Origin of the sequence: Paracoccus sp. JM45, assembly GCF_003590715.1 — a bacterium.
Taxonomy (GTDB): Bacteria; Pseudomonadota; Alphaproteobacteria; order Rhodobacterales; family Rhodobacteraceae; genus Paracoccus.
This window is the reverse complement of the sequence record NZ_QQVY01000001.1, coordinates 553,680-577,188: the sequence shown is the minus strand read 5'-3', so window position 1 is coordinate 577,188 and position 23,509 is coordinate 553,680. Positions and strand designations below refer to the sequence as shown.

Annotated in this window: 25 protein-coding genes and 1 tRNA gene; 10 read left to right on the top strand and 16 right to left on the bottom strand. The window is 60.7% G+C overall.

Features of this window, described 5'->3' with window-relative positions; all coding sequences use genetic code 11:
* Window positions 1-19: 19 nt before the first annotated feature.
* Genes DWB67_RS02910 through DWB67_RS02900 form a run of 3 tightly spaced genes read left to right on the top strand, consistent with a single transcriptional unit; the run spans window position 20 to window position 2,816 of the window.
* Window positions 20-886, top strand: a complete 867-nt coding sequence (locus DWB67_RS02910) for an ABC transporter permease (protein ID WP_119805976.1) — start codon at window positions 20-22, stop codon at window positions 884-886.
* Window positions 883-1,701, top strand: coding sequence for an ABC transporter permease (locus DWB67_RS02905; RefSeq protein ID WP_119805975.1), 819 nt, complete (start codon window positions 883-885; stop codon window positions 1,699-1,701). Before DWB67_RS02910 ends, DWB67_RS02905 begins: the two co-directional genes overlap by 4 nt.
* 14 nt (window positions 1,702-1,715) lie before the next feature.
* On the top strand, window positions 1,716-2,816 hold the full coding sequence (locus tag DWB67_RS02900) for an ABC transporter ATP-binding protein (protein ID WP_119806172.1): 1,101 nt from the start codon (window positions 1,716-1,718) through the stop codon (window positions 2,814-2,816).
* Here DWB67_RS02900 and DWB67_RS02895 read toward each other — a convergent pair.
* The 6 genes from DWB67_RS02895 to DWB67_RS02875 form a co-directional block, all read right to left on the bottom strand.
* Entirely contained in the window at window positions 2,813-4,150 is a 1,338-nt protein-coding gene (locus tag DWB67_RS02895; protein ID WP_119805974.1) for a cytochrome P450, read from the bottom strand. The two genes, DWB67_RS02900 and DWB67_RS02895, sit on opposite strands and share 4 nt — an antisense overlap.
* On the bottom strand, window positions 4,147-5,331 hold the full coding sequence (locus DWB67_RS02890) for a hypothetical protein (protein ID WP_119805973.1): 1,185 nt from the start codon (window positions 5,329-5,331) through the stop codon (window positions 4,147-4,149). Before DWB67_RS02890 ends, DWB67_RS02895 begins: the two co-directional genes overlap by 4 nt.
* A 64-nt stretch (window positions 5,332-5,395) precedes the next feature.
* A complete protein-coding gene (locus tag DWB67_RS02885; protein WP_119805972.1) occupies window positions 5,396-6,082 on the bottom strand; it encodes a M48 family metallopeptidase in 687 nt (228 codons plus the stop codon).
* Window positions 6,083-6,121: 39 nt separating this feature from the next.
* Entirely contained in the window at window positions 6,122-7,303 is a 1,182-nt protein-coding gene (locus tag DWB67_RS02880) for a VWA domain-containing protein (RefSeq protein WP_119805971.1), read from the bottom strand.
* Window positions 7,303-7,467 (bottom strand): hypothetical protein, encoded by a 165-nt coding sequence (locus tag DWB67_RS17980; protein ID WP_182911467.1) that lies wholly within the window; start codon window positions 7,465-7,467, stop codon window positions 7,303-7,305. Before DWB67_RS17980 ends, DWB67_RS02880 begins: the two co-directional genes overlap by 1 nt.
* An 86-nt stretch (window positions 7,468-7,553) precedes the next feature.
* On the bottom strand, window positions 7,554-8,870 hold the full coding sequence (locus DWB67_RS02875; protein WP_119805970.1) for a GH1 family beta-glucosidase: 1,317 nt from the start codon (window positions 8,868-8,870) through the stop codon (window positions 7,554-7,556).
* A 132-nt stretch (window positions 8,871-9,002) separates the two neighbouring features.
* Between DWB67_RS02875 and DWB67_RS02870 the strand changes: the two genes are divergently transcribed.
* Entirely contained in the window at window positions 9,003-9,419 is a 417-nt protein-coding gene (locus DWB67_RS02870; RefSeq protein WP_119805969.1) for a Fur family transcriptional regulator, read from the top strand.
* Window positions 9,403-9,780 (top strand): YigZ family protein, encoded by a 378-nt coding sequence (locus DWB67_RS02865; RefSeq protein ID WP_119805968.1) that lies wholly within the window; start codon window positions 9,403-9,405, stop codon window positions 9,778-9,780. The genes DWB67_RS02870 and DWB67_RS02865 overlap by 17 nt, the downstream gene beginning before the upstream one ends.
* A gap of 33 nt (window positions 9,781-9,813) precedes the next feature.
* Here DWB67_RS02865 and DWB67_RS02860 read toward each other — a convergent pair whose 3' ends face one another.
* Genes DWB67_RS02860 through DWB67_RS02850 form a run of 3 tightly spaced genes read right to left on the bottom strand, consistent with a single transcriptional unit; the run spans window position 9,814 to window position 12,347 of the window.
* Window positions 9,814-10,791, bottom strand: a complete 978-nt coding sequence (locus DWB67_RS02860; protein WP_119805967.1) for a zinc-binding dehydrogenase — start codon at window positions 10,789-10,791, stop codon at window positions 9,814-9,816.
* A 54-nt stretch (window positions 10,792-10,845) separates the two neighbouring features.
* The gene (locus tag DWB67_RS02855; RefSeq protein WP_119805966.1) at window positions 10,846-11,133 is read right to left on the bottom strand and encodes a DUF6525 family protein; all 288 of its coding nucleotides are present in this window, start codon (window positions 11,131-11,133) and stop codon (window positions 10,846-10,848) included.
* Window positions 11,130-12,347, bottom strand: a complete 1,218-nt coding sequence (locus DWB67_RS02850) for a GTP-binding protein (RefSeq protein WP_119805965.1) — start codon at window positions 12,345-12,347, stop codon at window positions 11,130-11,132. Before DWB67_RS02850 ends, DWB67_RS02855 begins: the two co-directional genes overlap by 4 nt.
* A gap of 105 nt (window positions 12,348-12,452) precedes the next feature.
* Here DWB67_RS02850 and DWB67_RS02845 point away from each other — a divergent pair, with 105 nt between their 5' ends.
* Entirely contained in the window at window positions 12,453-14,309 is a 1,857-nt protein-coding gene (locus DWB67_RS02845; protein ID WP_119805964.1) for an ABC-F family ATP-binding cassette domain-containing protein, read from the top strand.
* Between the two features lie 115 nt (window positions 14,310-14,424).
* Complete coding sequence (locus tag DWB67_RS02840) at window positions 14,425-15,165, top strand: MipA/OmpV family protein (RefSeq protein WP_119805963.1); 741 nt, start codon at window positions 14,425-14,427, stop codon at window positions 15,163-15,165.
* A 424-nt stretch (window positions 15,166-15,589) separates the two neighbouring features.
* On the opposite strand, the gene DWB67_RS02835 is transcribed toward DWB67_RS02840, so the two are convergent.
* From DWB67_RS02835 to DWB67_RS02820, 4 genes are all read right to left on the bottom strand, one after another.
* Window positions 15,590-16,318: a hypothetical protein gene (locus tag DWB67_RS02835; protein ID WP_119805962.1), complete on the bottom strand. Its 729-nt coding sequence runs from the start codon at window positions 16,316-16,318 to the stop codon at window positions 15,590-15,592.
* 225 nt (window positions 16,319-16,543) lie between these two features.
* Window positions 16,544-16,620 (bottom strand) — tRNA-Arg (locus DWB67_RS02830).
* A gap of 84 nt (window positions 16,621-16,704) precedes the next feature.
* On the bottom strand, window positions 16,705-17,169 hold the full coding sequence (locus DWB67_RS02825) for a GNAT family N-acetyltransferase (protein ID WP_119805961.1): 465 nt from the start codon (window positions 17,167-17,169) through the stop codon (window positions 16,705-16,707).
* 69 nt (window positions 17,170-17,238) lie between these two features.
* On the bottom strand, window positions 17,239-18,366 hold the full coding sequence (locus tag DWB67_RS02820) for an aminotransferase class V-fold PLP-dependent enzyme (protein WP_119805960.1): 1,128 nt from the start codon (window positions 18,364-18,366) through the stop codon (window positions 17,239-17,241).
* A 138-nt stretch (window positions 18,367-18,504) separates the two neighbouring features.
* Between DWB67_RS02820 and DWB67_RS02815 the strand changes: the two genes are divergently transcribed.
* Genes DWB67_RS02815 through DWB67_RS02805 form a run of 3 tightly spaced genes read left to right on the top strand, consistent with a single transcriptional unit; the run spans window position 18,505 to window position 21,874 of the window.
* Window positions 18,505-19,215, top strand: a complete 711-nt coding sequence (locus tag DWB67_RS02815; RefSeq protein WP_119805959.1) for a type 1 glutamine amidotransferase — start codon at window positions 18,505-18,507, stop codon at window positions 19,213-19,215.
* Window positions 19,212-20,570, top strand: coding sequence for a glutamine synthetase family protein (locus DWB67_RS02810; protein WP_119805958.1), 1,359 nt, complete (start codon window positions 19,212-19,214; stop codon window positions 20,568-20,570). The genes DWB67_RS02815 and DWB67_RS02810 overlap by 4 nt, the downstream gene beginning before the upstream one ends.
* Entirely contained in the window at window positions 20,567-21,874 is a 1,308-nt protein-coding gene (locus DWB67_RS02805; protein WP_119805957.1) for an FAD-binding oxidoreductase, read from the top strand. The genes DWB67_RS02810 and DWB67_RS02805 overlap by 4 nt, the downstream gene beginning before the upstream one ends.
* On the opposite strand, the gene DWB67_RS02800 is transcribed toward DWB67_RS02805, so the two are convergent.
* Genes DWB67_RS02800 through DWB67_RS02790 form a run of 3 tightly spaced genes read right to left on the bottom strand, consistent with a single transcriptional unit; the run spans window position 21,871 to window position 23,506 of the window.
* A complete protein-coding gene (locus DWB67_RS02800; RefSeq protein WP_119805956.1) occupies window positions 21,871-22,332 on the bottom strand; it encodes a TerB family tellurite resistance protein in 462 nt (153 codons plus the stop codon). The genes DWB67_RS02805 and DWB67_RS02800 overlap by 4 nt on opposite strands.
* A 23-nt stretch (window positions 22,333-22,355) precedes the next feature.
* Window positions 22,356-22,649 carry a DUF1330 domain-containing protein gene (locus DWB67_RS02795; RefSeq protein WP_119805955.1) on the bottom strand — a complete coding sequence of 98 codons (294 nt, stop codon included), beginning with the start codon at window positions 22,647-22,649 and terminating at the stop codon, window positions 22,356-22,358.
* Window positions 22,646-23,506 (bottom strand): PhzF family phenazine biosynthesis protein, encoded by an 861-nt coding sequence (locus DWB67_RS02790; protein ID WP_119805954.1) that lies wholly within the window; start codon window positions 23,504-23,506, stop codon window positions 22,646-22,648. Before DWB67_RS02790 ends, DWB67_RS02795 begins: the two co-directional genes overlap by 4 nt.
* Window positions 23,507-23,509: the final 3 nt, after the last annotated feature.

Sequence of the window (23,509 nt, the reverse complement as noted above, 5' to 3'; positions counted from 1 at the left end):
GACAATAGAAAGGGGCGCGATGGCCAAGTTCGACGCAGAGGCAAAAGCAGGCCTGTCCCTGATCGCGCCACCGTTCCTTTATGCCCTTGGCATTCTGGCCATCCCGCTGTTGACGATTCTGGCCTATAGCTTTCTGACCGACGGCTATCTGGAAATCATCCGTGATTTCACATGGGCCAATTACGCCGAGGTATTGACCGACCCCATCGTGCTTGTGGTCATGATGCGGTCGCTGATTGTGGCGGCGGCGGTGACAGCGCTGACGGTCGGGCTGGCCTTTCCGGTCGCCTATTACGTCAGCTTTGTTGTGCGCCCCGAACGCAAGGCGATGTGGCTGTTTCTGATCACCATCCCGTTCTGGACCAGCTATCTGATCCGCGTGTTTTTGTGGAAGGTCATCTTGGGCTATAACGGCGTGGTCAATTCATCGCTGACCGGCCTTGGTATCATCGACGAACCGCTGACCTTTATCCTGTATAACGTCAATTCCATCGTGATCACGCTGGCGCACGCCTATGCGCCCTTTGCGATCCTGCCAATTTTCGTCGCGCTGGAAAAAATCGACCGTTCCCTGCTGGAGGCTGGCCGTGATCTGGGCGAAAGCCGCGCGATGACATTCTGGCGGGTCACGCTGCCCTTGGCGATGCCGGGGGTGCTGGCAGCGGTGCTGATCGTGTTTATCCCGACCATCGGCGACTATGTCACCCCCGAGGTGATCGGCGGCGGCAAGATCCCGATGATTGCCAATATGATTCAGGTGCAGATGCTGGCGCTGGACAACCGGCCCCTTGGATCGGCGCTGGCGGTGATGGCCATGGTCGTCGTGGCGGTGATCAGCGCGGTGTTCTTGTTCCTCAACCGTCGTTTCCTGAAGGTGCGCCAATGAGCATTCATTCCAAAGGTCGCGGCCTGCAGGTCTATTCGGTTCTGTATCTGCTGTTCCTTTATGCGCCCATCCTGCTGCTGCCGATCTTTGCGTTCAATTCGGGCACAATCATCGCCTTTCCTTTGCAAGGGTTCACGACCGACTGGTTCGTGCAGATGTGGGGCAATGCCACCCTGCGGCGCGCGCTGACGAATTCGCTGACGATTGCGTTCAGTGCCTCGGTGTTGGCGACTTGTCTGGGGGTGTTCGCGGCACGGGCATCGACGCGGTTCAAGTTTCCCGGACGTGGGGGGATGATGGCGTTCATCATGCTGCCCATGGTGCTGCCTGAAATTATCGTGGCGATGTCACTGCTGGTCGTTTTGCTGGGCATGGGGGTTCAGCTGTCATTGCTGACGGTTATTCTAGGGCATGCGCTGATCTGTATGCCCTATGCTATCGCCATCCTGTCCACCGCGTTTTCCAGTCTGGATCGCTCGTTAGAAGAAGCCGCCTATGATCTAGGCGAAAGCAAATGGGGCGCGTTCCGTCTGGTCACGCTGCCTCTGGTCATGCCGGGGATCATCAGCAGCCTGTTGATTTCCTTTACCATCAGTCTGGATGAATTCATCATCGCCTTCTTTCTGGCGGGCAATGAACCGACCCTGCCGACCTATATCTTCAGCCAGCTGCGCTTTCCGCGATCCATCCCCGTCATCATGGCGCTTGGGACGGTGCTGGTCCTGCTGTCGATCGTTCTGTTGGCGATTGGCGAATATTTCCGCCGCCGGGGCAATGCCCGTATCGGCGGCTCGCCCACCGGAGGGTTGCTGTGACTGACGCCAAGCCCATGATCGAATGTCGGGACGTTCATAAATATTACGGCGATTACCACGCCCTGCGCGGCATCGACCTGACAATCAACGGGGGCGAATTCTTTTCGCTGCTGGGACCGTCGGGCTGCGGGAAAACCACGCTGCTGCGTACCATTGCCGGGTTCGAGGATATCAGCAGCGGCGTCGTCCTGATCGACAGACGGTCGATGGAGGATGTGCCTGCCAACAAGCGCCCCACCAATATGGTGTTCCAGTCCTATGCGATTTTCCCGCATCTGACGGTGGCTGAAAACGTCGCCTTCGGCCTGCGCCGTGATCCGCGCAGCAAGGCGGACAAAGCCGCCGCGGTCGAGGAAGCCTTGGGCATGGTCGGTCTGAAGGGCTATGGCGCGCGTTCGGCCCATGCCCTGTCGGGTGGCCAGCGCCAGCGGGTTGCCTTGGCGCGTGCCCTGATCCTGAAGCCCAAGGTCTTGTTGCTGGACGAACCTTTGTCCGCGCTGGATCGCAAGATGCGCGAACAGATGCAGGTCGAATTGATCAAGCTGCAACGTCAGGTCGGCATCACCTTCGTTCTGGTCACCCATGATCAGGAAGAAGCCTTGGTCATGTCCGACCGCATCGCCGTCATGTTCGAGGGCGAGATCGCCCAGCTTGACGGCCCCGAGGCGCTTTATGCCCGTCCCGCCACCCGCCGTGTGGCTGATTTCATCGGGGTGATGAACTTTCTGCCCGCCAGAATCGTATCGGATATGTCGGGTGTCGTGACCGTGGATGTTGACGGTCTGGGGCAGGTCGAACTGCCTGCCAGCCAGATCAGCCGCGCCAACCCCGATGACGATGGCATCGTGATCGGGTTCCGTCCCGAAACGATGACTTTGGTGGCCGTCGGTGCCGCCCATACCCAGCCGCGCGAAACCAATGCGACGATAGACGAGGTCGTCTATTACGGCGACATGACTTATTACGATCTGCGTCTGGACGGGGTCGGTCAGGTCAATGGCAAGCCGCGCACCGTGCGGATTTCCATGCGCAACGTCTTTGGCCGCGACGTGCAAGAGGTCGGCACCCGCACCCGTCTTGCATGGTCGCCCGGATCGCTGGTGTTGTTTCGTTAATCGCGGGGCGTTAGCTTCAGCCAAATGCCATCCTTGGCCCTGATCGTCAGCCGCGCCACTGGGGTTGGCTGGCGGTCGGTGGTTTCCGACCGGAAGGCGCGGGTGATGGCGGCCAGCATGACCACGCCCTCGATCATCGCCAATCCCGCACCAGGGCAAGCACGCGGCCCTGCGGAAAACGGCAGATAGGCGTTTCGCGCGCTGGTCTTGCCTTCGGGCGTGTCCCACCGCGCAGGGTTGAAGTCATCGGGCCGGTCCCACAACCGTTCATGCCGGTGCAAGTGCCAAGGCGACACCACCAGCTGCGCCCCACGCGGCACGCGGCGTTCGCGGAAGGTTTCAGCCTGCGTCGCCTCGCGCGCGAACATGGCGACGGCGGGGTAAAGGCGCAGGGCCTCGCGGAAAACGGCGCGGGTAGATTTCAGGGTGGAAACGCTTGCAAAATCATCGGTCAACCGGGCAGCTTCGGCGGCCACGCGGTCCTGCCATTCAGGATGCGCGGCCAACAGCCACAGCGCCCATCCAAGCACCGATGCGCTGGTCTCATGCCCCGCCAGAAACATCACCGCGATCTGATCGATCATCTCGGCCCGCGTAAAACATTCGCCGGTTTCGGGGTCGGGCGTGACCATCATCTTGGTCGCCAGATCGTCGGGTGCAGTGCCTGCCGCAATCTGACGCCTGCGTTCATCCACCAGTTCAGCGATCAGCCCGCGAATTTGGCCCGCACTGGCACGCGTGCGGCGCGAATGGGGCCTCGGGATCCAGCGTGGCAGAGGCAGCAGAGCGGCCAAATTGACCAGCGGCTGAGCCTCTTGGTGCGCGCGGAAGGCTTCGAACACCTGCGTGGCGATGGCATGTTCGACCGGCAGGGAAAACAGAGCGCGAAAGATGACATCGGCCGCGGCATGGGCCGCTTGCGGTTCGACATCCGTGACGCCGGTGGGCATCCGCGCTACCGCCGCCCGCGCCGCATCCAGAATGGCGGGAAAGCTGTGACGGACACGCCCGCCCTCGAATGCAGGGTCGATGATGCGGCGCTGGTGCTGCCATTCGGCGCCGTTGCTGATGAAGACACCATTGCCCAGCAGAGGGGCCAAGCCTTCGCGCATCCGGTTTGATTTCGGGAAATCGGCGGGGCGGTCTTGCAAAATAGTCTTCAGCAGCGCGGGGTCGTTGCAGAAAAAGCTGTGGATGATGGGGGTGCGGAATTCAGCCATCCACGCGCGGTACAGGCGTTCGGGCAGCGCCCCCAGCAGGTCGCTGCGAAAGCCGCGCATCAGGGTGCGGATGGTGCCGCGACCTTCCGCGCCGGTGGGGCGGGGGGCCTTCATCCGCGTTTGCCGGCGGGGCGGGTGATGCGACCGGGTGACGGTTTGCGCCCTGCGAAGCGCTGCGCCAGCGTTTGCGGACCGGCGGTGATGGCAAAATAATCGTAATCACCGGGGCGGTCGAAGGCGCAGAGGTATTGGAAATGCAGCCTGAACCAGCGGTTGCGGATGGCCTTCTGGCGTTCGGGCGACAGGGTCTGGGTATAGGCCGCCGAGATCACCAGCGGCCATTGCTGGTCCGGCCCCGCCATACCGCAAACCGCCACTGGATCACACAGCGCAAAGCAGCAGGCATCCCCCGGTGCGGTGACATCGGTCCAGAAGATGCCCTCGGCCTGCGACAAAAACGCCAGATCATCGCGCAGCCGGTCGGCGCGTGGCAGGAACCCCGCCATCGGCACCACATGGCCAAGCGTCAGCAGCGACAGCGCGGGGCCATGCCGTGGGCCTTCGCGCAGCAGATCGGCCAGAACCGAAACCGCCAGATAGGCCCCCGATGAATGGCCGACAATCAGAACCTCGTCCAGATCCTGCGCCAGAATGGTATTCAACCGGTCGCGGAACTGGGTGATGCGGTCTTCCAGCGCGGGGGGATAGGCGCCGTAATTCGCGCAGGTGAAGGCATAATCATGCATCAGGTAATAGGCGAACAGCCGGTGATCCAGCCGCCGTCCTAGCACCAGCACACCCCACGCCGCCGCCGCCCCGACAGGCAGGCCCCACAGCCCGCCACCAAGCGCGGCAATGCCCCACGTCATCAGCGCACATGCCAACAGCGCCAGCAGTAATTGCACCAGCAGCACTGCGATGGGGTAAAAGGCCGCAATCACCGGCCCCCGACGCAGCCGCATCAGGCGCGTGATGGTGCCCGATGCGATGTAGATCCACATCGTGCGGAACAGCTGGACGAATGTGCCGACAATCCCCGTCGACATGGATGCCTGAACGATGTCGGACCACAGGGCGACCTCGATCCGTGTTTCGACATCGCGGTTTTCGATATGCGACCCCACGCGCCACGCAAAACCGCCGCCATCAGGCTGGGCCTTTTTCATCCGCAGCTTGTGCCCCGAAATCCGCGCCTGATCCGCCCCTTCGCGCCGGTAGAGTTCGCGATAGCGACGTGGCGGAATCGGGTCGAAACCCGGCAGATAGAGGACGTGGCGGCGAAAGGTGGTGGACATTCAGGCCTCGGACGGTTCACGGCCAGAATAGGGAAGCCACAAGGCGCGGCAAGCCCTTGCAGGATCAGTGGCTGTTCCAGCGTGCCTCATCTGCCTCGATCGCGGCAATGCGCTTGGCGACGGACGGATGGGACAGGAACCAAGCGGGCGCGCCACGGCCCATCGCGCCCGTCAGGCGGTCCAGTTTTTGGAACAACGATTTTTGCGGGGCGGTGCCGAAACCGGCTTTGATCATCAGGGCGCTGGCGAATTGGTCGGCCTCGAATTCGTCCTGACGCGACAGGCGGGCAGCGACGGCGGTGGCGATCATATTTGCAACCCAGACGCCGACGCCAGGCAGGATACGGCCCAAAACACCGGCCAGCGCCATGCGGATGGCGTTCTGTCCCGCAAAATCGATCATCCGGCGTCGGGAATGGCCAAGGCTGACATGGCCCAGTTCATGCGCGATGACGCTGGCCAGTTCTTCCGGCGTCACCTCGCAGGCGTCCAGTTTGCGGATAAAGCCGCGGGTCAGGAAGATGCGCCCGTCGGGGGCGGCAAGGCCGTTGACGGGTTCCACCTCGTAGATATGGGCGCGGATGGGCGGCAGGTCCATCGCTGCGCCCAGCCGTTCCAGCATGGGTTTCAGACGCGGGTGGTTCAGCGGCGTGGCACGTTCGTTCAGGTCCTTTTTCAGCCGCCAGGCGGAAAAGAACCACATCACGGCCAGATAGAGGCCCAGCAGGATGATCGGCGTGAACTTGAGCATATGACCTATATGGGGGCCTTATCGGGGCAATGCCATGCGTCAACCCAACAGCCGCATGGCCTGCGTCAAACCGTCCAGCGTCATCGGCATCATCCGGTCGGGAAAGATGGTGCGGATCATGTCGATAGATTGGGTATAGCGCCAATGATCCTGCGGTACGGGGTTCAGCCAGACATGGTCGGGCCATGTTTCGGCCAGACGGCGCAGCCAGACCTCACCCGCTTCGGGGTTTATGTGTTCATTGGCGCCACCGGGGACGGCAACCTCGTATGGGGACATGGACGCGTCACCCACCACGATGCATTTATAATCGCTGCCGAAGCGGTGCAGGATGTCCCATGTCGGCGTCTGTTCGGCCCAACGGCGGCGGTTGTCGGTCCACACGCCCTCATAGAGGCAGTTGTGGAAATAGAAGTGGTGCATGTGCTTGAATTCGGACCGTGCGGCGCTGAACATTTCGTCCACCACGCGGATATGGTCATCCATACTGCCTCCGACATCCAGAAACAGCAGCACCTTGACGGCGTTGCGGCGTTCGGGACGGGTCTTGACGTCGATATAGCCGTGATCGGCCGTCGCGCGGATGGTGGCGGGCAGGTCCAGTTCCTGATCCGCGCCGTGGCGTGCCCATTGGCGCAGGCGCTTCAGCGCGACCTTGATGTTGCGGGTGCCCAGTTCGACCTTGTCGTCGAAATCGCGGAATTCACGCTTGTCCCAGACTTTGACGGCGCGGCGGTGGCGGCTTTCGTCCTGACCGATCCGCACGCCTTCGGGGTTATAGCCATAGGCCCCGAAGGGGGATGTCCCCGCCGTTCCGACCCATTTATTGCCACCCTGATGGCGGCCCTTCTGTTCGGCCAGCCGTTCGCGCAGCTTCTGCATCAAGGCTTCCAGACTGCCCGAGCCTTGGATTTCGGCCTTTTCTTCGTCAGTCAACAACTTTTCCGCCAGCTTTTCCAGCCATTCGCGGGGCAGGGCTTGTTCGTTGACCAATGCTTCGACCGGAATTTCGTCCAGTCCAGAAAATGTTTCTGAAAATGCGCGGTCAAAACGGTCCAGATGCCGTTCGTCCTTGACCAGCACCAGACGTGACAGGGCATAGAACCCGTCGACCTGCCATCCGGCAACGCCCGCTTCCATGCCAGCCATCAGATCCAGCCATTCCCGCAGCGAAACCGGCACTCCGTGGCGGCGCAAGCTGTCGAAGAAGGGCAGGAACATCAGGCCATCCGGTCAATGAATACGGTTATGAACAAGCCGATGATGGCAAATATCACCGCAAAGGCAACCGCATATTGAATACGGTCGCGGCGGTTGCCGCCCAGTTTCCCTGCGCGGCGCGACCCCAGAAACGCGCCGAGGATGAAAGCAGCGATGACGATCATGACGGGCCTTCCGGTTGATCAATATTCCCTTAGCCAGATAGCCCGCCGCGCCACGCGCCGCAACCGCGCTGCGATGCCGCGCCTGTTTAGCCCGCCGTCAGCATATTCCGGAACGCATACCAGCTGTCTTTCGGCGTGCGGGCCATGGTGTCGTAATCCACATGGACCAGACCGAAGCGCGGGCCATAGCCCCAACCCCATTCGTAATTGTCCAGCAGTGACCAATAGAAGAACCCGCGCAGATCGACGCCCTGATCCATGGCGGCCTTGGCGGCCCGCAGGTGGTCACCTATAAATTGTACGCGGGTGGCATCATCGGTCACCGGATCGCCCGCGGCTTGGGCCATGCCGTTCTCGGTGACATATAGTGGCAGATCGCCGGTATGGTCGTTTTTCAGACGCACCAGAAATTCGGTCAGACCCTCGGGGCGGATTTCCCAATCCATCTGGGTTTTGGGCAAAGGACCCGGCACATCGACCGCATTCGGCCACAGGCCGGGGGCATGGGCGTTCAGGTGGCGGGTATAGTAATTTACCCCCAGCCAATCCAGCGGCTGGGCGATTGTCGCCATATCATCCTGCCAGCCGTCGGGCAGATGGGGACCGATGCCCTCCAGCGCGGCCTCGGGATAGCCTTGGCCCATAATGGCGCGGATGAACCACTGGTTATAGATGGCGTCCTGTGTGACTGCGGCATGTTTTGCGCTGTCGCTTTCATCAGCGGGGTGCTGGGTTTCGAAGTTCAGCACGATGCCAAGGTTCTTGGCGCCCTCGGCCCGCAGGGCTTTGACGGCGGTGCCATGCGCCAGCAGAACGTGATGCATGGCGCGGCTGGCGGCGTGGATGTCGCGCAGGCCGGGGGCGTGATGGCCAAGGAAATGCGACAGCCATGCCACACACCATGGTTCGTTGATGGTGGCCGCACTGGTGATACGGTCGCCAAGGCGGGCGTTGATGGTCGTGCACAGATCGGCAAATTGCGCCGCCACATCGCGGTTCTGCCAGCCACCTTTTTCGGCCAGTGCGGCAGGCAGATCCCAATGGTGATAGGTCAGATAGGGCTTCAGCCCGCGTTCCAGCATGCCGTCCACAAGGCGGTCATAGAAATCCAGCCCCTCGGGGTTCACTGCGACCCCGTCGGGCATCACCCGTGCCCAGGATGTGGAAAAGCGATAGGCGTCGAAACCGGCATCACGGATCAGGTCCAGATCTTGCGGCCAGCGGTTCAGGTGGTCACAGGCCCGCCCGCCGTGGCTGTTGTCGATGATATTGCCCGGCGTGGCGGCAAAGGTGTCCCAATGCGACAGACCTGCGCCACCCTGCGCCGAGCCCTCGATCTGATAGGCCGAGGTGGCGGCCCCGAAGGTAAAATCTGCAGGGAAATCCGAACGGGGGGGCAGCATCAGGTGTCTCCTATCTGGGGCGGGATCATGCTGGCACGTTCGGACGGCACCTTGAAGGGGTGATAATGATAAAGCCGCAGCGGCATCTGCGGTCCAGTTGCAACTGGTGCGGGCTTGGGGCAAAACAGTGTCATGACAACAGGACGTGCAACAAAACTGGAACAGGCACTGCGTGATGCAGGTGTCAGGGTCACACGCCAGCGTGCGGCGCTTCTGGGTGTGATTGCAGCAGCCGACGACCATCCCGATGCGGCGGAACTGCATGCACGGGCTGTGACCGCAGGGGCGGGTGTATCGTTGGCCACTGTGTACCGCACGCTAACCACCTTGCAGGCGCAAGGCGTGATCGAGAAGCTGGAGTTTCAGGGCGAACCCGCGCGATGGGAAGCCGCCGACCAGCACCACCATGACCATATGATCGACATCGACAGCGGTGAAGTGATCGAGTTCACCAACGACCGTATCGAACGCCTGCAGGCCGAAATCGCCGCCGAAATGGGCTATGATATTGTCCATCACCGGCTAGAGCTTTATGTCCGCCGGCGCTGATCTGCGGGTATTCGACAAGATCATCTCGGACCGCGGGTCGCGCTATGCGGTGGCGGGCGGGTCTGCCGCAGATCGGGGACAGGTGCAGGACCTGCTGGCGCAATTGCTGCGCAGCAAGCGTTTCACCAAGGCCACACATCACAGCTGGGCCGCCATACTGGATGAAGGTCCGGTCAAGGATGATGATGGTGAAAGCGGTGCGGGCGCGTTGATCCTGCAGATGCTGGAACGGGCACAGCTGACGAACCATGTGGTGATTGTCACCCGATGGTACGGTGGCAAGCATCTGGGCGGGGATCGTTTTCGCCATGTAGCCGATGCGGTGCGCCATTACCTGCGTGAAACCGGCCATCAGGTGTGACCCCGCGCCAATGGCGCAGGGTCGTTCGTCAGATCAGGGTTTGAACATGACCTTGCCGTCACGGCCCGGCGTGGTCGCCGCCTTGATCGCATCGGCGGGTTGATCCAGCCGGAATTCACCGCCCGAGGGCAGCTTCAACTTGCCGTTCATCACCAGACCGATCAATTCGCCGAACATGCGCTGCGCATCCTCGGGCTTGGTGGCGGCCATGACTTTTGCGCCCCAGAAGCCTTTGACCGTCAGATGTTTGAAGATCAGCTGGCTGCCCGGCATCTGCAACGGGGCGTTCGTTGCGGTGCCAAAAGTGACCATCAGCCCGTCATCACCCAGCAGGTCAATCAGACCCGAGACGATATCGCCACCCACGGAATCAATCGCTGCCTTGGCACCCTTGTCGCCGATAATCTTGCGGGCCTGACCGACCCAATCCGCATCATCGGTGCAGATCACCTCGGTAATGCCAAGCCGGGCCAGATCCTCGGCTGCGGCTTTGCGGCGGACCAGATTGACCAGTCTGACGCCGCGCGCTTCGGCCAGCACGGTCATGATCTTGCCGACCGCACCATTTGCCGCCGTCTGGATGACCCAGTCACCCTTTTCGACGTTCAGGAATTCCAGCAGCGTGATGGCGCTGAAGGGCATGGCGATCAACTGGGCGGCGGCCTCATCCGGCATTTCGTCAGGGACGGGGATCGCGGATGAGGCGTTGGCCAGCGCATATTCGGCCCATGATCCTTGCAGACCGGCAACCGCAACGCGACGGCCTTGCAGTGCGGGATCAACACCTTGACCTGTTGCCTCGACGATGCCGACCGCTTCACTGCCCGCGACAGCGGGCAGATCGGGTTTCACACCGTATTGACCTTTGATCGTCCAAAGGTCGTGGTTGTGGATAGGCGACATGATGACGCGTATCAGGATCTGACCTGCCTTGGGTTCGGGACGGTCAACCTTTTCCATTCCAAGAACGGTTTGAGGTTCGCCGAACTGGTCATAACTGACGCTGCGCATGGTCTATCCTTTCAGGTCGTTCCTATTCTGACAGGAATATGGGAAGCGTGCTTTCTATCTGCCAGAGGGAGCGGGCAAATCGGGTGTTATTCCGGCGTCTTCCCGCTGTCGCCGCAGATTGCGTTCCTGAATATCTGCCAGCATCTGCAAGGCGCGGTCCGTATCGGCACCTTGCGCCCGCAACTTGCGCCACAAGCGCAGGCAGGATGCGGGCGACCACGGCAGGGCCGCATGGGCCAGCCATTGCCGCAAGGGTTGGGGCAGGGCGTCGAATGTGGCCATCGGGTCGCGGCTGCGGCGGGTCAGCGGGAATGCGGTTTTCCCAAGGTTGCCGACGCTCATGCGGCGCGCCACGCGGGTAGGGGGTCTTCCAGATTGCGCCACATGGCCGGATTGCTGCCGTGGTCGGCATCCAGCAGGCAGGCATCCAGTTCGGCGCAGATGCGGTCACGGTCCATGCCCGCGCCGATAAAGACCAGTTCCTGCCGGCGGTCACCGAAAGGTTCCTGCCAGTGCTGGTCAAGATAGGCGATGCCTTCGGGATGCGTCGGCCAGCGGTCCTGCGGGACGGTGGCCCACCATTGACCCAAGGGCTTGATGCTGGACAGCGCCCCCGCCAGCGAAAATTCGGCCACCCATTCAGGACGCGTGGCCACCCAGAAATGCCCCTTGGCGCGGATCACACCGGCCAAAGACCCGTTCAAGGCCGCGACGATCTTGGCAGGATCGAAAGGACGACGGGCGCGATAGACAAAGGAATCAATGCCGTATTCCAGCGTTTCGGGATTGTGATCGGCAAAGCCGTAAAGCTCTTTCATCCATTGGGGGTGCTGGTGGGCAACCTCGAAGTCGAACAGGCCGGTGTTCAGGATATCATCGGGGGCAACGGCGCTGTTGTCGGTTTCGATGATGCGGGCATCACCGTTCAGGGCGCGGATGATCTTGCGGGCCGCATCGACATTCGCGGGACCGGCATCGGTGCATTTGTTCAGCACGATCACATCGGCAAATTCGATCTGGTCGGTCAGCAGGTCGATCAGGGTGCGGGGGTCTGCCTCGTCCTCGACCTCGGCGCGGTCACGCAGAGCGTCATGGCTGGCGAAATAGGCGGGCAGGTTCACGGCATCGACCACGGTGACCATCGTATCCAGCCGCGACACATCCGACAGCGACTGGCCGTCTTCATCTACGAAATCGAAGGTGGTGGCGACGGGCAGCGGTTCGGAAATGCCGGTTGATTCGATCAGCAGGTAATCGAAACGCTTTTGCCGGGCCAGCTGGCGCACCTCGGCCAGCAGATCGTCGCGCAGGGTGCAGCAGATGCAGCCGTTCGACATTTCAACCAGCGTTTCGGTCGTGCGGCTAATGCCCGCTTCCGAGGCATCCATGCTGGAGTGGACCAGATCGGCGTCGATATTCACCTGCGACATGTCATTGACGATCACGGCAATCCGCAGGCCTTGGCGATTGTTCAGTAAGGCATTCAACAGCGTGGTTTTTCCGGCCCCAAGGAAACCGGAAAGGACGGTGACGGGCAGGCGGGGATCGTTGGACATGGGGGACCTCTGGCTGTGGTGTAGAGTTTGTTATAGTATAACGTAACATACCGCAACCGTCGGACTGCCATTGACGACCCGCGCAGCATGGGTCATGCCCCGCACATGCTGCGTATAGATGACATCACATATAACGTGCAGGGCCGGCCCCTGTTTGTTGGGGCCACGGCCTCGATCCCCGAAGGCCATAAGGTTGGTCTTGTCGGGCCGAACGGTGCTGGGAAAACCACGCTGTTCCGGTTGATACGGGGACAGTTGGGCCTTGATGGTGGCCAGATCAGCCTGCCGTCACGCGCCCGCATCGGCGGTGTGGCGCAGGAATCTGCCTCGACCGACCGTTCGGTTCTGGACACCGTGCTGGACGCGGATGAGGAACGCACATCGCTGCTGGCCGAAAGCCAGACCGCGACAGATGCCCACCGTATTGCCGATATCCAGACCCGCCTGACCGACATCGACGCCTGGTCCGCCGAGGCGCGCGCCGCGACGATTCTGGACGGGTTGGGGTTCTCGACCGCCGATCAGGCGCGGCCGACCAGCGATTTTTCGGGTGGCTGGCGGATGCGCGTTGCATTGGCGGGGGTGCTGTTTGCACAGCCAGACCTGCTGTTGCTGGACGAACCGACCAACTATCTGGACCTTGAAGGCGCGCTGTGGCTTGAAAACTATCTGTCGCGCTATCCGCATACCGTCATCATCATCAGCCACGACCGTGGCCTGCTGAACCGTGCGGTCGGGCATATCCTTCACTTGGAAAACAAGCAGCTGACGCTTTACACGGGCGGTTATGACAGCTTTACCCGCATCCGTGCGGAAAAGCGGGCCCTGCTGGCCGCCGAGGCGAAGAAGCAATCCGACCGCCGCGCCCATTTGCAAAGCTTTGTCGACCGCTTCGGTGCAACCGCCAGTAAGGCGCGTCAGGCACAGGCCCGCGTCAAGATGCTGGCCAAGATGGAACCGATCACCGCCCCCGAGGAAGCCAAGTTCCACCGCTTTACCTTTCCGCAGCCCGAAGAAATGTCCCCGCCCATCGTCGCGATGGAGGGGGTCTCGGTCGGTTATGACGATCGGGCTGTTTTGAAGAACCTGAATCTGCGGATCGATCAGGATGACCGCATCGCGCTGCTGGGTCGCAACGGTCAGGGCAAATCGACGCTGTCCAAGCTGTTGGCCGAACGCCTGACGACGATGGCGGGCAATATCACGCGGTCGAACAAGCTGCGCGTGGGGTATTTCGCCCAGCATCAGGTGGACGAATTACATCTGGACGAAACGCCGCTGGATCACATCCGCACGCTGCGTCCGAACGAAGGTCAGGCGAAGCAGCGCGCCCGTCTTGCCGGTTTCGGCTTGATGGAGGCGCAGGCCGAAACCAAGGTCGGCCAGCTGTCGGGTGGTCAAAAGGCGCGTCTGTCCCTGCTGATCGCCACGATCGACGGCCCGCATCTGCTGATTCTGGACGAACCGACCAACCACCTTGATATCGAATCCCGCGAGGCATTGTCCGAAGCTCTGAACGAATACACCGGCGCCGTTGTGCTGGTCAGCCACGATATGCACCTGTTGGGGCTGGTCGCGGACCGTCTGTGGCTGGTCAAGGACGGCAATGTCGGCCCTTACGAAGGTGATCTGGACGATTACCGCAAATTCCTGCTGTCCGGCGATGCGCCTGAAAAGCCCAAAGCCGTGGCCGAGGCTGCCAAGCCCGCGCCCAAGCGCCCGTCGCGCGATGCCGTACTGGCCCTGCGGTCCGAGGTTCGCAAGGCCGAGGAACGCGTCCAGAAGCTGACCGAGATGATGGGCAAGCTGGACGTCAAACTGGCGGATCCGAATCTGTATAACGACCCCTATGAAGCCAAAAAATGGGGCAGCAAACGCACCGAAGCTGTCAAAGCACTCGCTTTTGCAGAGGAATTGTGGATGACTGCACTCGAGAAACTGGATCGGGCGGAAAAAGGCTAAAGGCGGCATCTGTTGCGAAAATGCGCCTGCCTTCTGCAGAGTCTTTCGGGGCGGTTGTGCCGGTGCGGTTTCGCAACCTAGTAAGGGTAAAACCCCTTCGTTTTGGAATCGTCCGATGAAATACGCCCTGGCACTTGCCCTCTTGATTGCGACCCCGCTGCACGCGCAGGATTTCGGAGCGTCGGGTGGCCGGACGTTCTCGGCTGATATCGGGTTGGGTGTGTCTTATGGACCCGATTACCCGGGTTCGGATGATGGCGAGGCCTCGCCTTGGGTTATCTTCCGCAACGCAGGTTTCGGCACGCCGGGTGGCGATCAGGCGCAGGGCTTTGGCATCGCGCCGTCGTTCAACACAGTGGGTGAACGCGAAAGCGACGACAGCGCCGATCTGGCCGGTCTGGATGACATCAATCGCGCCTATGAACTGGGTTTGCGCGTCAGCTATGGCATGGGGCCTATCACGGCCTATGGCACGGTGCGCCGCGGCTTTGACGGCCACGAAGGCCTGACCGGTGAAATCGGTGCAAAATACCGCGCCGACCTTAGCGACCGTATTACCCTGTGGTCCGGCGCACAGATCGGTTACGGCAACGACACCTATAACAACACCTATTTCGGTGTCAGCAGCGCCGAAAGTGCGTCCAGCGGATTGGATGCTTACGCACCGGGCGGCGGCTTTAACGAAGCGGCCATCACCTTCGAGGCGCGCTATGACCTGAACGAAAACACCGCCCTGCTGGGTGAAGTGCGTTACGGCAAGCTGATCGGCGATGCAGCTGATTCGCCGGTTGTTCAGGAAGAATACCAACCCTCGCTGCGTTTAGGCGTGACCCGCCGGTTCTCGTTCGGGTTCTGATCCACAGTCATACCTGATGCATATTACCTGATGGCTCCACTTAATGGTGGAGCCATCAGATAATATGCATCAGGTGCCGGCGGTGTTTTGAACCTACGCTGCCACGGCATGGTCTTGCGACCGACACAGTCTTGTAAAACCAAGATTGGTGGCGCGCGTTATTCCCGGAATTATGTTTTGCGCATCACAGTTTAGGATAACCGCTTTTCGTTATTATCCAACGACAGTGCCATCATGTTCGATAGAGTCAGCGCCAAGATATTTCACGGCCATTGCCAAATTACCATAGCGCCGAAACACATGTTTGTCTGAAGATGTAAAAGGCCCGCTTCCGTTATTCCTGCCGGGCAGGAACGAATTAACAGCTGCCATGCTAATGGAAAACATGAAGGCAACTGTAGTCTCTGTCTTCCATTGCTGCCGTTTATTCAGGGTATTTCGATAAAAAATCCTGTTGGATGCCGTTAATTACCGAAAGACCCCAATCCGCGTTTCCATGAACCTGATCATCATCAGTGGTCCGGTAATATCTGGGATCAAGTAACAGACCGTCATCCCCAAGTTTGGCCCGCAGATCGATTATCTCGATGCCGATTTGCGAAAGGCGTTTTGCGGCAACGTCATCATAGGCCAGCCAAACATGCCTCATGTCCGGCGTGAACCGCGTCGGGCCATAGAAACAGGTCACATCGGGGACATGCTGCACAAGCGATTCATAAAAGCGGGCGTATGATTCGAAATGCTCCTCTGCGGCGGCTTGCGCGACTTTACGCGAGATCAGGCCGGGGTCCTGTCCGTTCTCTTTCGCAGCAACAATCAGACTGCGAACAAAATATACCGCAGTCATACCGACGTTGACGTAGACCGGAAGTTTCAGATTGACGATCTGGTTAAGGGTCGTCGTCAGGTTTTTGGCGCGATGTGCAACGCGGTTGTTCTTTGTCTCATCAGCGCGAAGGTCTTTTTGCCGGTTGAATTCGGACATTTGAAACTTCAATCCGTCCGCCGCTGAATATTCCAAGGTCGCATCGACATAATTTTGGAAAGATGCCGTCATAACCTTACGAAACAGGATGCCGCTTTCTTCCGCGGCCAAGGCTATGACTTTGGCATGCGAGTCACCGATAATCGCAGCCTCTAATATTTTGGTCATATGCTCTCTTGATATAATATCGTTGCACTATCCGTTTATTTATAAGTCATTCCTGTTTCATAGTATCATATAATATAGATAACGGCTTTAATTATACCGGTTATGTGTCCTTCGCGCAAATCTCTGGCGGTATCACATCAGGATTTGAACGGTTCGGTCCGATAAGAACCGCAATAATGAAATATCGGATTTATAAAATCATCTGCGCATTCCAGCGCTGATATCTGGCGACCCCGGGAGGACTTGAACCCCCAACCCCAGACTTAGAAGGTCCGTGCTCTATCCAGTTGAGCTACGGGGCCGCAATGCGGTCTGAGTGGACCGCAGGTGGTGTTTAGCGCCGATGCGCGGCGCTTTCAAAGCAATATCGTGCTTTTGGGCAATTCTTAGTCAAGTGTCAGTGTCATGAAGGTTGAATTCGGGTCGGGGCGGTAATCGGCGAAGGGCGGGCATTCGCTGAAGCCTTCACGCATATACAGGCCGCGGGCCGCGACAAAGCTGGGTTGCGATCCGGTTTCAAGCGACAGGCGGGTCAATCCGGTCAGGCTGGCATGGGCGATCATATGGCGCAACAACATGCGCGACAGCCCGCGTCCGCGGTATTCGGACAGCACATGCATGGATTTCAATTCGCCCAAACCATCGCCATGATCTTTCAGCGCACCCATGGCGACGGGGTTATCGCCATCACGGATGACAAAGAATGCGACGGACGACGTGGCCAAACCCTCTTTCGGCAGCATATGGATTGATTCGGGGGGCGTATCGGCCTGCATCGCTGCGGTATGGCGCTGGAACAACAGGTCCAGATCGGGGCCAAGCGGGCTTTCGCGGTGGATCGTCAGGGTCATGGGTGCAGCCTTATCGGACAAGGGTCGCGCAAGGCCGGATCCTTGCGCGACTTCGGGTTAAACCCTGCTTTACAGAACCTTGTCAAAGACTTGTTTCAGGCGATCCACTGCGCCCTCGACGTCTTTCAGCTTGTCGAGGCCGAACAGCCCCAGCCGGAAGGTCGAAAAATCGGCACCTTCCTTGATGGCCAAGGGCACACCTGCCGCGATCTGGGTGCCTTCGGCTGCAAAAGCCTTGCCCGATTTGACCTGCGGATCATCGGTATAGCTGACGATCACGCCCGGTGCCTGAAACCCTTCGGCGGCGACGGATCTGATGCCGCGACCGGCCAGCTCGGCCCGCACCGCGCGGCCAAGCGCCCATTGCGCGTCATGGGCTGCCTGTAAGCCGAAATCGATGGTTTCCTGCATTGCATCGCGCAGACCCAGCAGCGCGTCGGTCGGCATGGTGGCGTGATAAGCATGGCCGCCGTCTTCATACGCCTGCATCATGGCGCGCCATTTTTTCAGGTCCAGCGCAAAGCTGTCACTGGTGGTGGTCGCCAGACGTTCCGCCGCCCGTTCCGACATCATCACCAATCCGGCCGAGGGTGAGGCCGACCACCCTTTTTGCGGCGCCGAAATCAGCACATCGACGCCTGTCGCCTGCATATCCACCCAGACAGCCCCCGATGCGATGCAGTCCAGCACCATCAGCGCGCCGACCTGATGGGCGGCATCGGCTATGGCGGTGATATAATCATCGGGCAGAATCAGACCGGCCGAGGTTTCGACATGCGGTGCAAAGACCGCATCCGGTTTGGTTTCAAGGATCTTCGCCACAACCTCGTCAATCGGGGGCGGGGCATAGGCGGGCTGGGGGGCGTTGCCGGTGGGGCGAGCCATGACGACGGTGGTGTCACGGGTGAAATTGCCGGCCTCGAAAATCTGGGACCAACGATAGCTGAACCAGCCATTGCGGACGATCAGGGCATGGGCATCGCGACCGAACTGGCGTGCAACCGATTCCATCGCATAGGTGCCGCCACCGGGCACGATGGCCACCTGCGCCGCGCCATAGACCTGACCCAGCATGCCCGACAGATCGCGCATGACCTGCTGGAAACGCTGCGACATATGGTTCAGCGACCGGTCGGTGAACACGACCGAGAATTCATCCAGACCTTCGGGATCGACGCTGGGGTGCAGATGCGGCATGGAACGTCCTTTCATGGCTTTGCGCAAAGCCTAACGCGACTGCGCCCGTCCTGCCAGACCATCAAAGACCGCGCGCCCCCTTGCGCCTGCGGCATCTGCGCGACTACGTTCGGGATGTCAGCAACATCAAGGTTCTTTATGCGTATCGGCATACTTCAATGCGGCCAGTCGCCTGCCCAGTTGAAGGACAGCTTGGGCGATTATCCAGACATGTTCGTTCGCCTGCTGGGCGGACGCGGCTTCGACTTCGATATCTGGCATGTCGAGGGAATGGAGTTCCCCGATGACATCACAGCCGCCGACGGCTGGCTGCTGACCGGATCGCGCCACGGCGCATACGAGGATCATGCCTTTATCCCGCCGCTGGAAGATTTTATCCGCCGCACCTATGCGGGCGGTGTGCCGATGGTGGGCATCTGCTTTGGCCATCAGATCATCGCACAGGCGCTTGGCGGCACGGTTGTCAAACATTCTGACGGCTGGGCTGTCGGCACGCAGGATTATGACTTTGGCGGCCAGCAGGTGCAGTTGAATGCATGGCATCAGGATCAGGTCGTGACCCTGCCGCAAGGGGCCAAGGTCGCGGGCCGGAACGCCTTTTGCGAAAATGCCGCGCTGATCTATGACGATCGCGCCTTTACGGTGCAGGCACATCCCGAATTCAAGGATGAATTCGTGCAAGGTCTGATGGACACACGTGCCAAAGGCGTCGTGCCGCTTGAATTGCTGGCCCAGGCCGCATCGCGGATGGGGCAGGCGTCCGGATCGACCTTGCTGGCAGACCGGATCGAGGCTTTCTTCAAGCAACCGCGCGCCCTGTCGCGCCCTGACGCACAAGGTGCCGCATGAGCGACTGGACCGACAAGTTTCCCCAAGCTGCCCGCGATTTCGTCGCAGGCCGCCGTCTGGATGAGGTCGAATGCATCGTCGCCGATATCGCAGGCGTTGCGCGCGGCAAGGCCATGCCCGCATCGAAATTCGCGCGGCAGGAACAATTCTATCTGCCGAATTCGATCTTCTTGCAGACGATTACGGGGGAATGGGCGGACAATCCCTCGGGGGCGTTTACCGAACCCGATATGGTGATGAAGCCCGATTATTCGACCGCGACCGCAGCACCGTGGACCGCCGACTGGACCATTCAGGTCATCCACGACGCCGAAGACCAGCAGGGCAACCCTATGCCCATTGCCCCGCGCAATGTGCTGAAGCGCGTGGTGCAGCTTTATAAGGACAAGGGCTGGAAGCCGGTCGTTGCGCCGGAAATGGAATTCTTCCTTGTCGCCCGCAACATCGACCCCAACCAGCCGATCATTCCACCGATGGGCCGTACGGGACGCCGCGCCGCCGCCAAACAGGCCTATTCGATGTCGGCGGTCGATGAATACGGCAAGGTGATCGACGACATCTATGATTTCGCCGAGGCACAGGGCTTTGAAATTGACGGCATCCTGCAGGAAGGCGGCGCCGGTCAGGTCGAAATCAACCTGAACCACGGTGATCCCGTCGCCTTGGCGGATGAGATCTTCTTCTTCAAACGCCTGATCCGCGAAGCCGCCCTGCGCCATGACTGTTTCGCGACCTTCATGGCCAAACCGATCGAGGGCGAACCGGGCAGTGCGATGCATATCCACCACTCGATCACCGATCTGGAAACCGGCAAGAACATCTTTTCGGATGCGCAGGGGCGCGAAACCGATGCTTTCATGAATTTTATTGCCGGAATGCAGCGCCATCTGCCCGCCGCCATCGCGCTGCTGGCCCCCTATGTGAACAGCTATCGCCGCTATGTGCCGGATTTCGCCGCACCTATTAACCTTGAATGGGGTCGTGACAACCGCACCACGGGTCTGCGGGTGCCGATTTCATCGCCCGACGCGCGGCGCATTGAAAACCGTCTGGCAGGGATGGATTGTAACCCCTATCTGGGCATCGCGGCCAGTCTGGCTTGCGGATATCTGGGTTTGCTAGAGGCAGAGAACCCGCGTTCCGAATGTCTGGGCGATGCCTATATCTCTCAGGATGACCAGCTGCCCTATAACCTTGGGGATGCACTGGATCTGATGTCGGACAGCCAGCCGATGCGTCAGGTCCTGGGCGATGAATTCATCGACGTGTATGAGGCAGTCAAGCGCAACGAATACAAAGAGTTCCTGCAGGTCATCAGCCCCTGGGAACGCGAACATCTGCTGCTGAACGTATGAACCTGCTGCATCTGAACGACAGGGCGGGGGAATATCCGCCCAGTCTTTATGCATCCGACGCCAGCAGTGGGCGTCTGGACCCGTTGCAGGGGGATGCGCGCGCCGATGTTGTGGTTGTCGGTGCGGGCTATACCGGCCTGTCAGCGGCCCTGCATCTGGCGCGGCGCGGTTATGCCGTCACAATGCTGGAAGCACAGCGCATTGGGTTCGGGGCCTCGGGGCGCAATGGCGGACAAATCGGGTCGGGCCAGCGGCAAGAGGTTGACTGGCTTGAAAGCCAGATGGGCCGCAACACAGCCCGCCACCTGTGGGGTCTGGCCGAAGAGGCCAAGGCACTTGTCCGCGAATTGGCGCAAGCGGGCGGCGTGCCTGTCCGCGACGGCATCGCCCATGCCTGCCGTTCCACGGCAGAGGTAACCCACGCCCGCCACATGGCCGACCATCTGGCGCAGCATTACAATTATGACCGTGTGATGCCGTTGGACCGTGATGCAATGGCGCAGGCTTTGGGCAGCGACGCCTATGTCGGGGGGGATCTGGATCAGGGCGCGGGCCATGTCGATCCGCTGGCTTTGGTGCGCACCATGGCCGCGCAGGCACAGGCCGCCGGTGTCACCATACATGAGGCCAGCGAAGTCACCCGCATCGACCATGCCAGCCATGCGGGCAGCCCGTCACGGGTTGTCACCGACGCAGGGTCGGTGACGGCCAGCCATGTCATTCTGGCCTGTAACGGCTATCTGGGCACGCTGGACCGCCATGTCGCCGCCCGTGTAATGCCGATCAACAATTATATCGTTGCCACCGAACCCCTTTGTAACAACTTCCCCGAGGTTCTGCCCGACCGCATCGGTGTGGCCGATACGAAATTCGTAGTGAACTACTGGCGGATGGACGACCAGCGCCGCCTGATCTTTGGCGGCGGAGAGACCGTCACCTATCGTTTCCCGCGCGACATCATGGGCGTTGTGCGCCCGCATCTGCTGTCGGTCTATCCGCAACTGCGCGACGTCAAGCTGACCCATGCTTGGGGCGGTACGCTGGCGATCACCATGAACCGCATGCCCTGTTTCACGCGCCCTGCGTCCAACTGCCTGTCGGCCAGTGGTTTTTCGGGCCACGGCGTCGCCATGGCCACCCTGTCAGGCCGCCTGATGGCCGAGGCTGTAGCAGGTCAGGCCGAACGTTTCGACGTCATGGCGTCCGTGCCCACGCAGCCTTTCCCGGGCGGGTCTATGCTGCGCGGGCCAATGCTGGTGGCGGGGATGGCGTGGTATGGGCTACGCGACCGGCTGGGGTTCTAGCTGCGCGGCAAGCCCATCCGGTCCAGCACCTGCTGCCTGATCATTGCCGATTGCTGGTCCGGCACGCCCAGCAAACCGGCGACCAGACGGATCAGGCTTTCCTCACCCGCGCCACGGTCCTCGTCGGCATAGGCGACCTCCCACAGGGCGGCCAGAACACCTGCGCGGTCTTCCAGCGCGATGCGATCCTTAATCTGGCGGGTAAAGCGGACCGTATCACTGGCCTGCGCTTCAAGGGCTTCAGCCTCGGCGCGGCGGGCGGCGGCCTCTTCGGGGGTCAGGCCGTGACGGCGCGACAGAACACGGTCAATCCGCATACGTTCGCTGTCATCATAATTGTCATCAGCCCGCGCCACACGGACCAGCAGGGCAGCAATGGCCAGTTCGGCCTGCTGGCTGCCCATGGGTTCGGGCTGGGGGGTATCGCCCGTCAGCAGGGCCAGAATATCTTTGAACATAGGTACCGATCCTTATGGGGGCGTCAGCCGGCCCAACCCTCGACGATGATGACATCGGCTTGTGACACAGGGTCGCGCAGTGCCTTGGCCGCCTGATAGCCCACACTGTGATAACAGTCCTGCGCCGCCTGAAGCGAGGGGAACTCGATCACGACACTGCGGGAACGCATCTGCCCCTCGACGGTTTCCTGCGGGCCACCGCGCACCAGAAAACGTGCGCCATATTCGGCAAAAGGCGCGGCATTGGCGCGGCGATAGGCGTCATAGGCGTCGGGGTCGTCGATCGTCACATGGGCGATCCAATAGGCCTTGGTCATTGCGGCTCCGGTATGGTGATGCGCCCTTCGGCCACGCGGATCGCACGGCCCGACACGTGAACAGCGGCCAGTTTGCCCCCCTGAACGGTGACACGCAACCCGATGCGGGACGGGCGTCCCATTTCGACCCCTTGGCGAAGGGTTAGACGCGTTTCGCCGTCGGGCAAAACACCCGCTGCAAACAGCGGCGCAGCCAGAGTGGCCGAGGCCGACCCCGTGGCAGGATCTTCCGGAATGCCATTGGCAGGGGCAAACATGCGGGCGCGGAAACCCGACCCTTCGGGCGCATAGGCATAGACCTTGGGTATTGCCTGCGTCAGGGCATCGAATGCGGCTCCGGCAGGGCGGGCCTGTGCCAAGGCATCCAGATCACGCAAGGGCACAAAGATAAACGCGGGTCCGGCACGGGCGATCAGCGGCTTATGGGTGCCAAACCCTATCTGCGCCACCGACAGACCCAAAGCCGCCGCCGCATCCGCATCAGCCACATCCGCCCCGACTTCCGGCAGAACCGGAGCGGCAAATTCGGCCACTCCGTCAGCAATTGCCACAGGCACCAGTCCGGCCTGTTCTTCCAGCACCAGATGCCCGTTCTGACCATCTGACAAATGCAGGGCGCAACCAACAGTCGGATGACCGGCAAAGGGAATTTCCGCCAGCGGCAGAAAAATCCGCACCCGCGCCCGATGCGCGGGATCGGCGGGCTGCATGACAAAGATCGTCTCGGACAGATTGAACTGACGTGCAATCCGCTGCATCTGCGATCCGCTTAAATCATCGGCCCCCATGACGACGGCCAAAGAGTTGCCGCTGAACGCGCGATCCGTGAAAACATCATAGACAAAGAAATCCAGCATCTG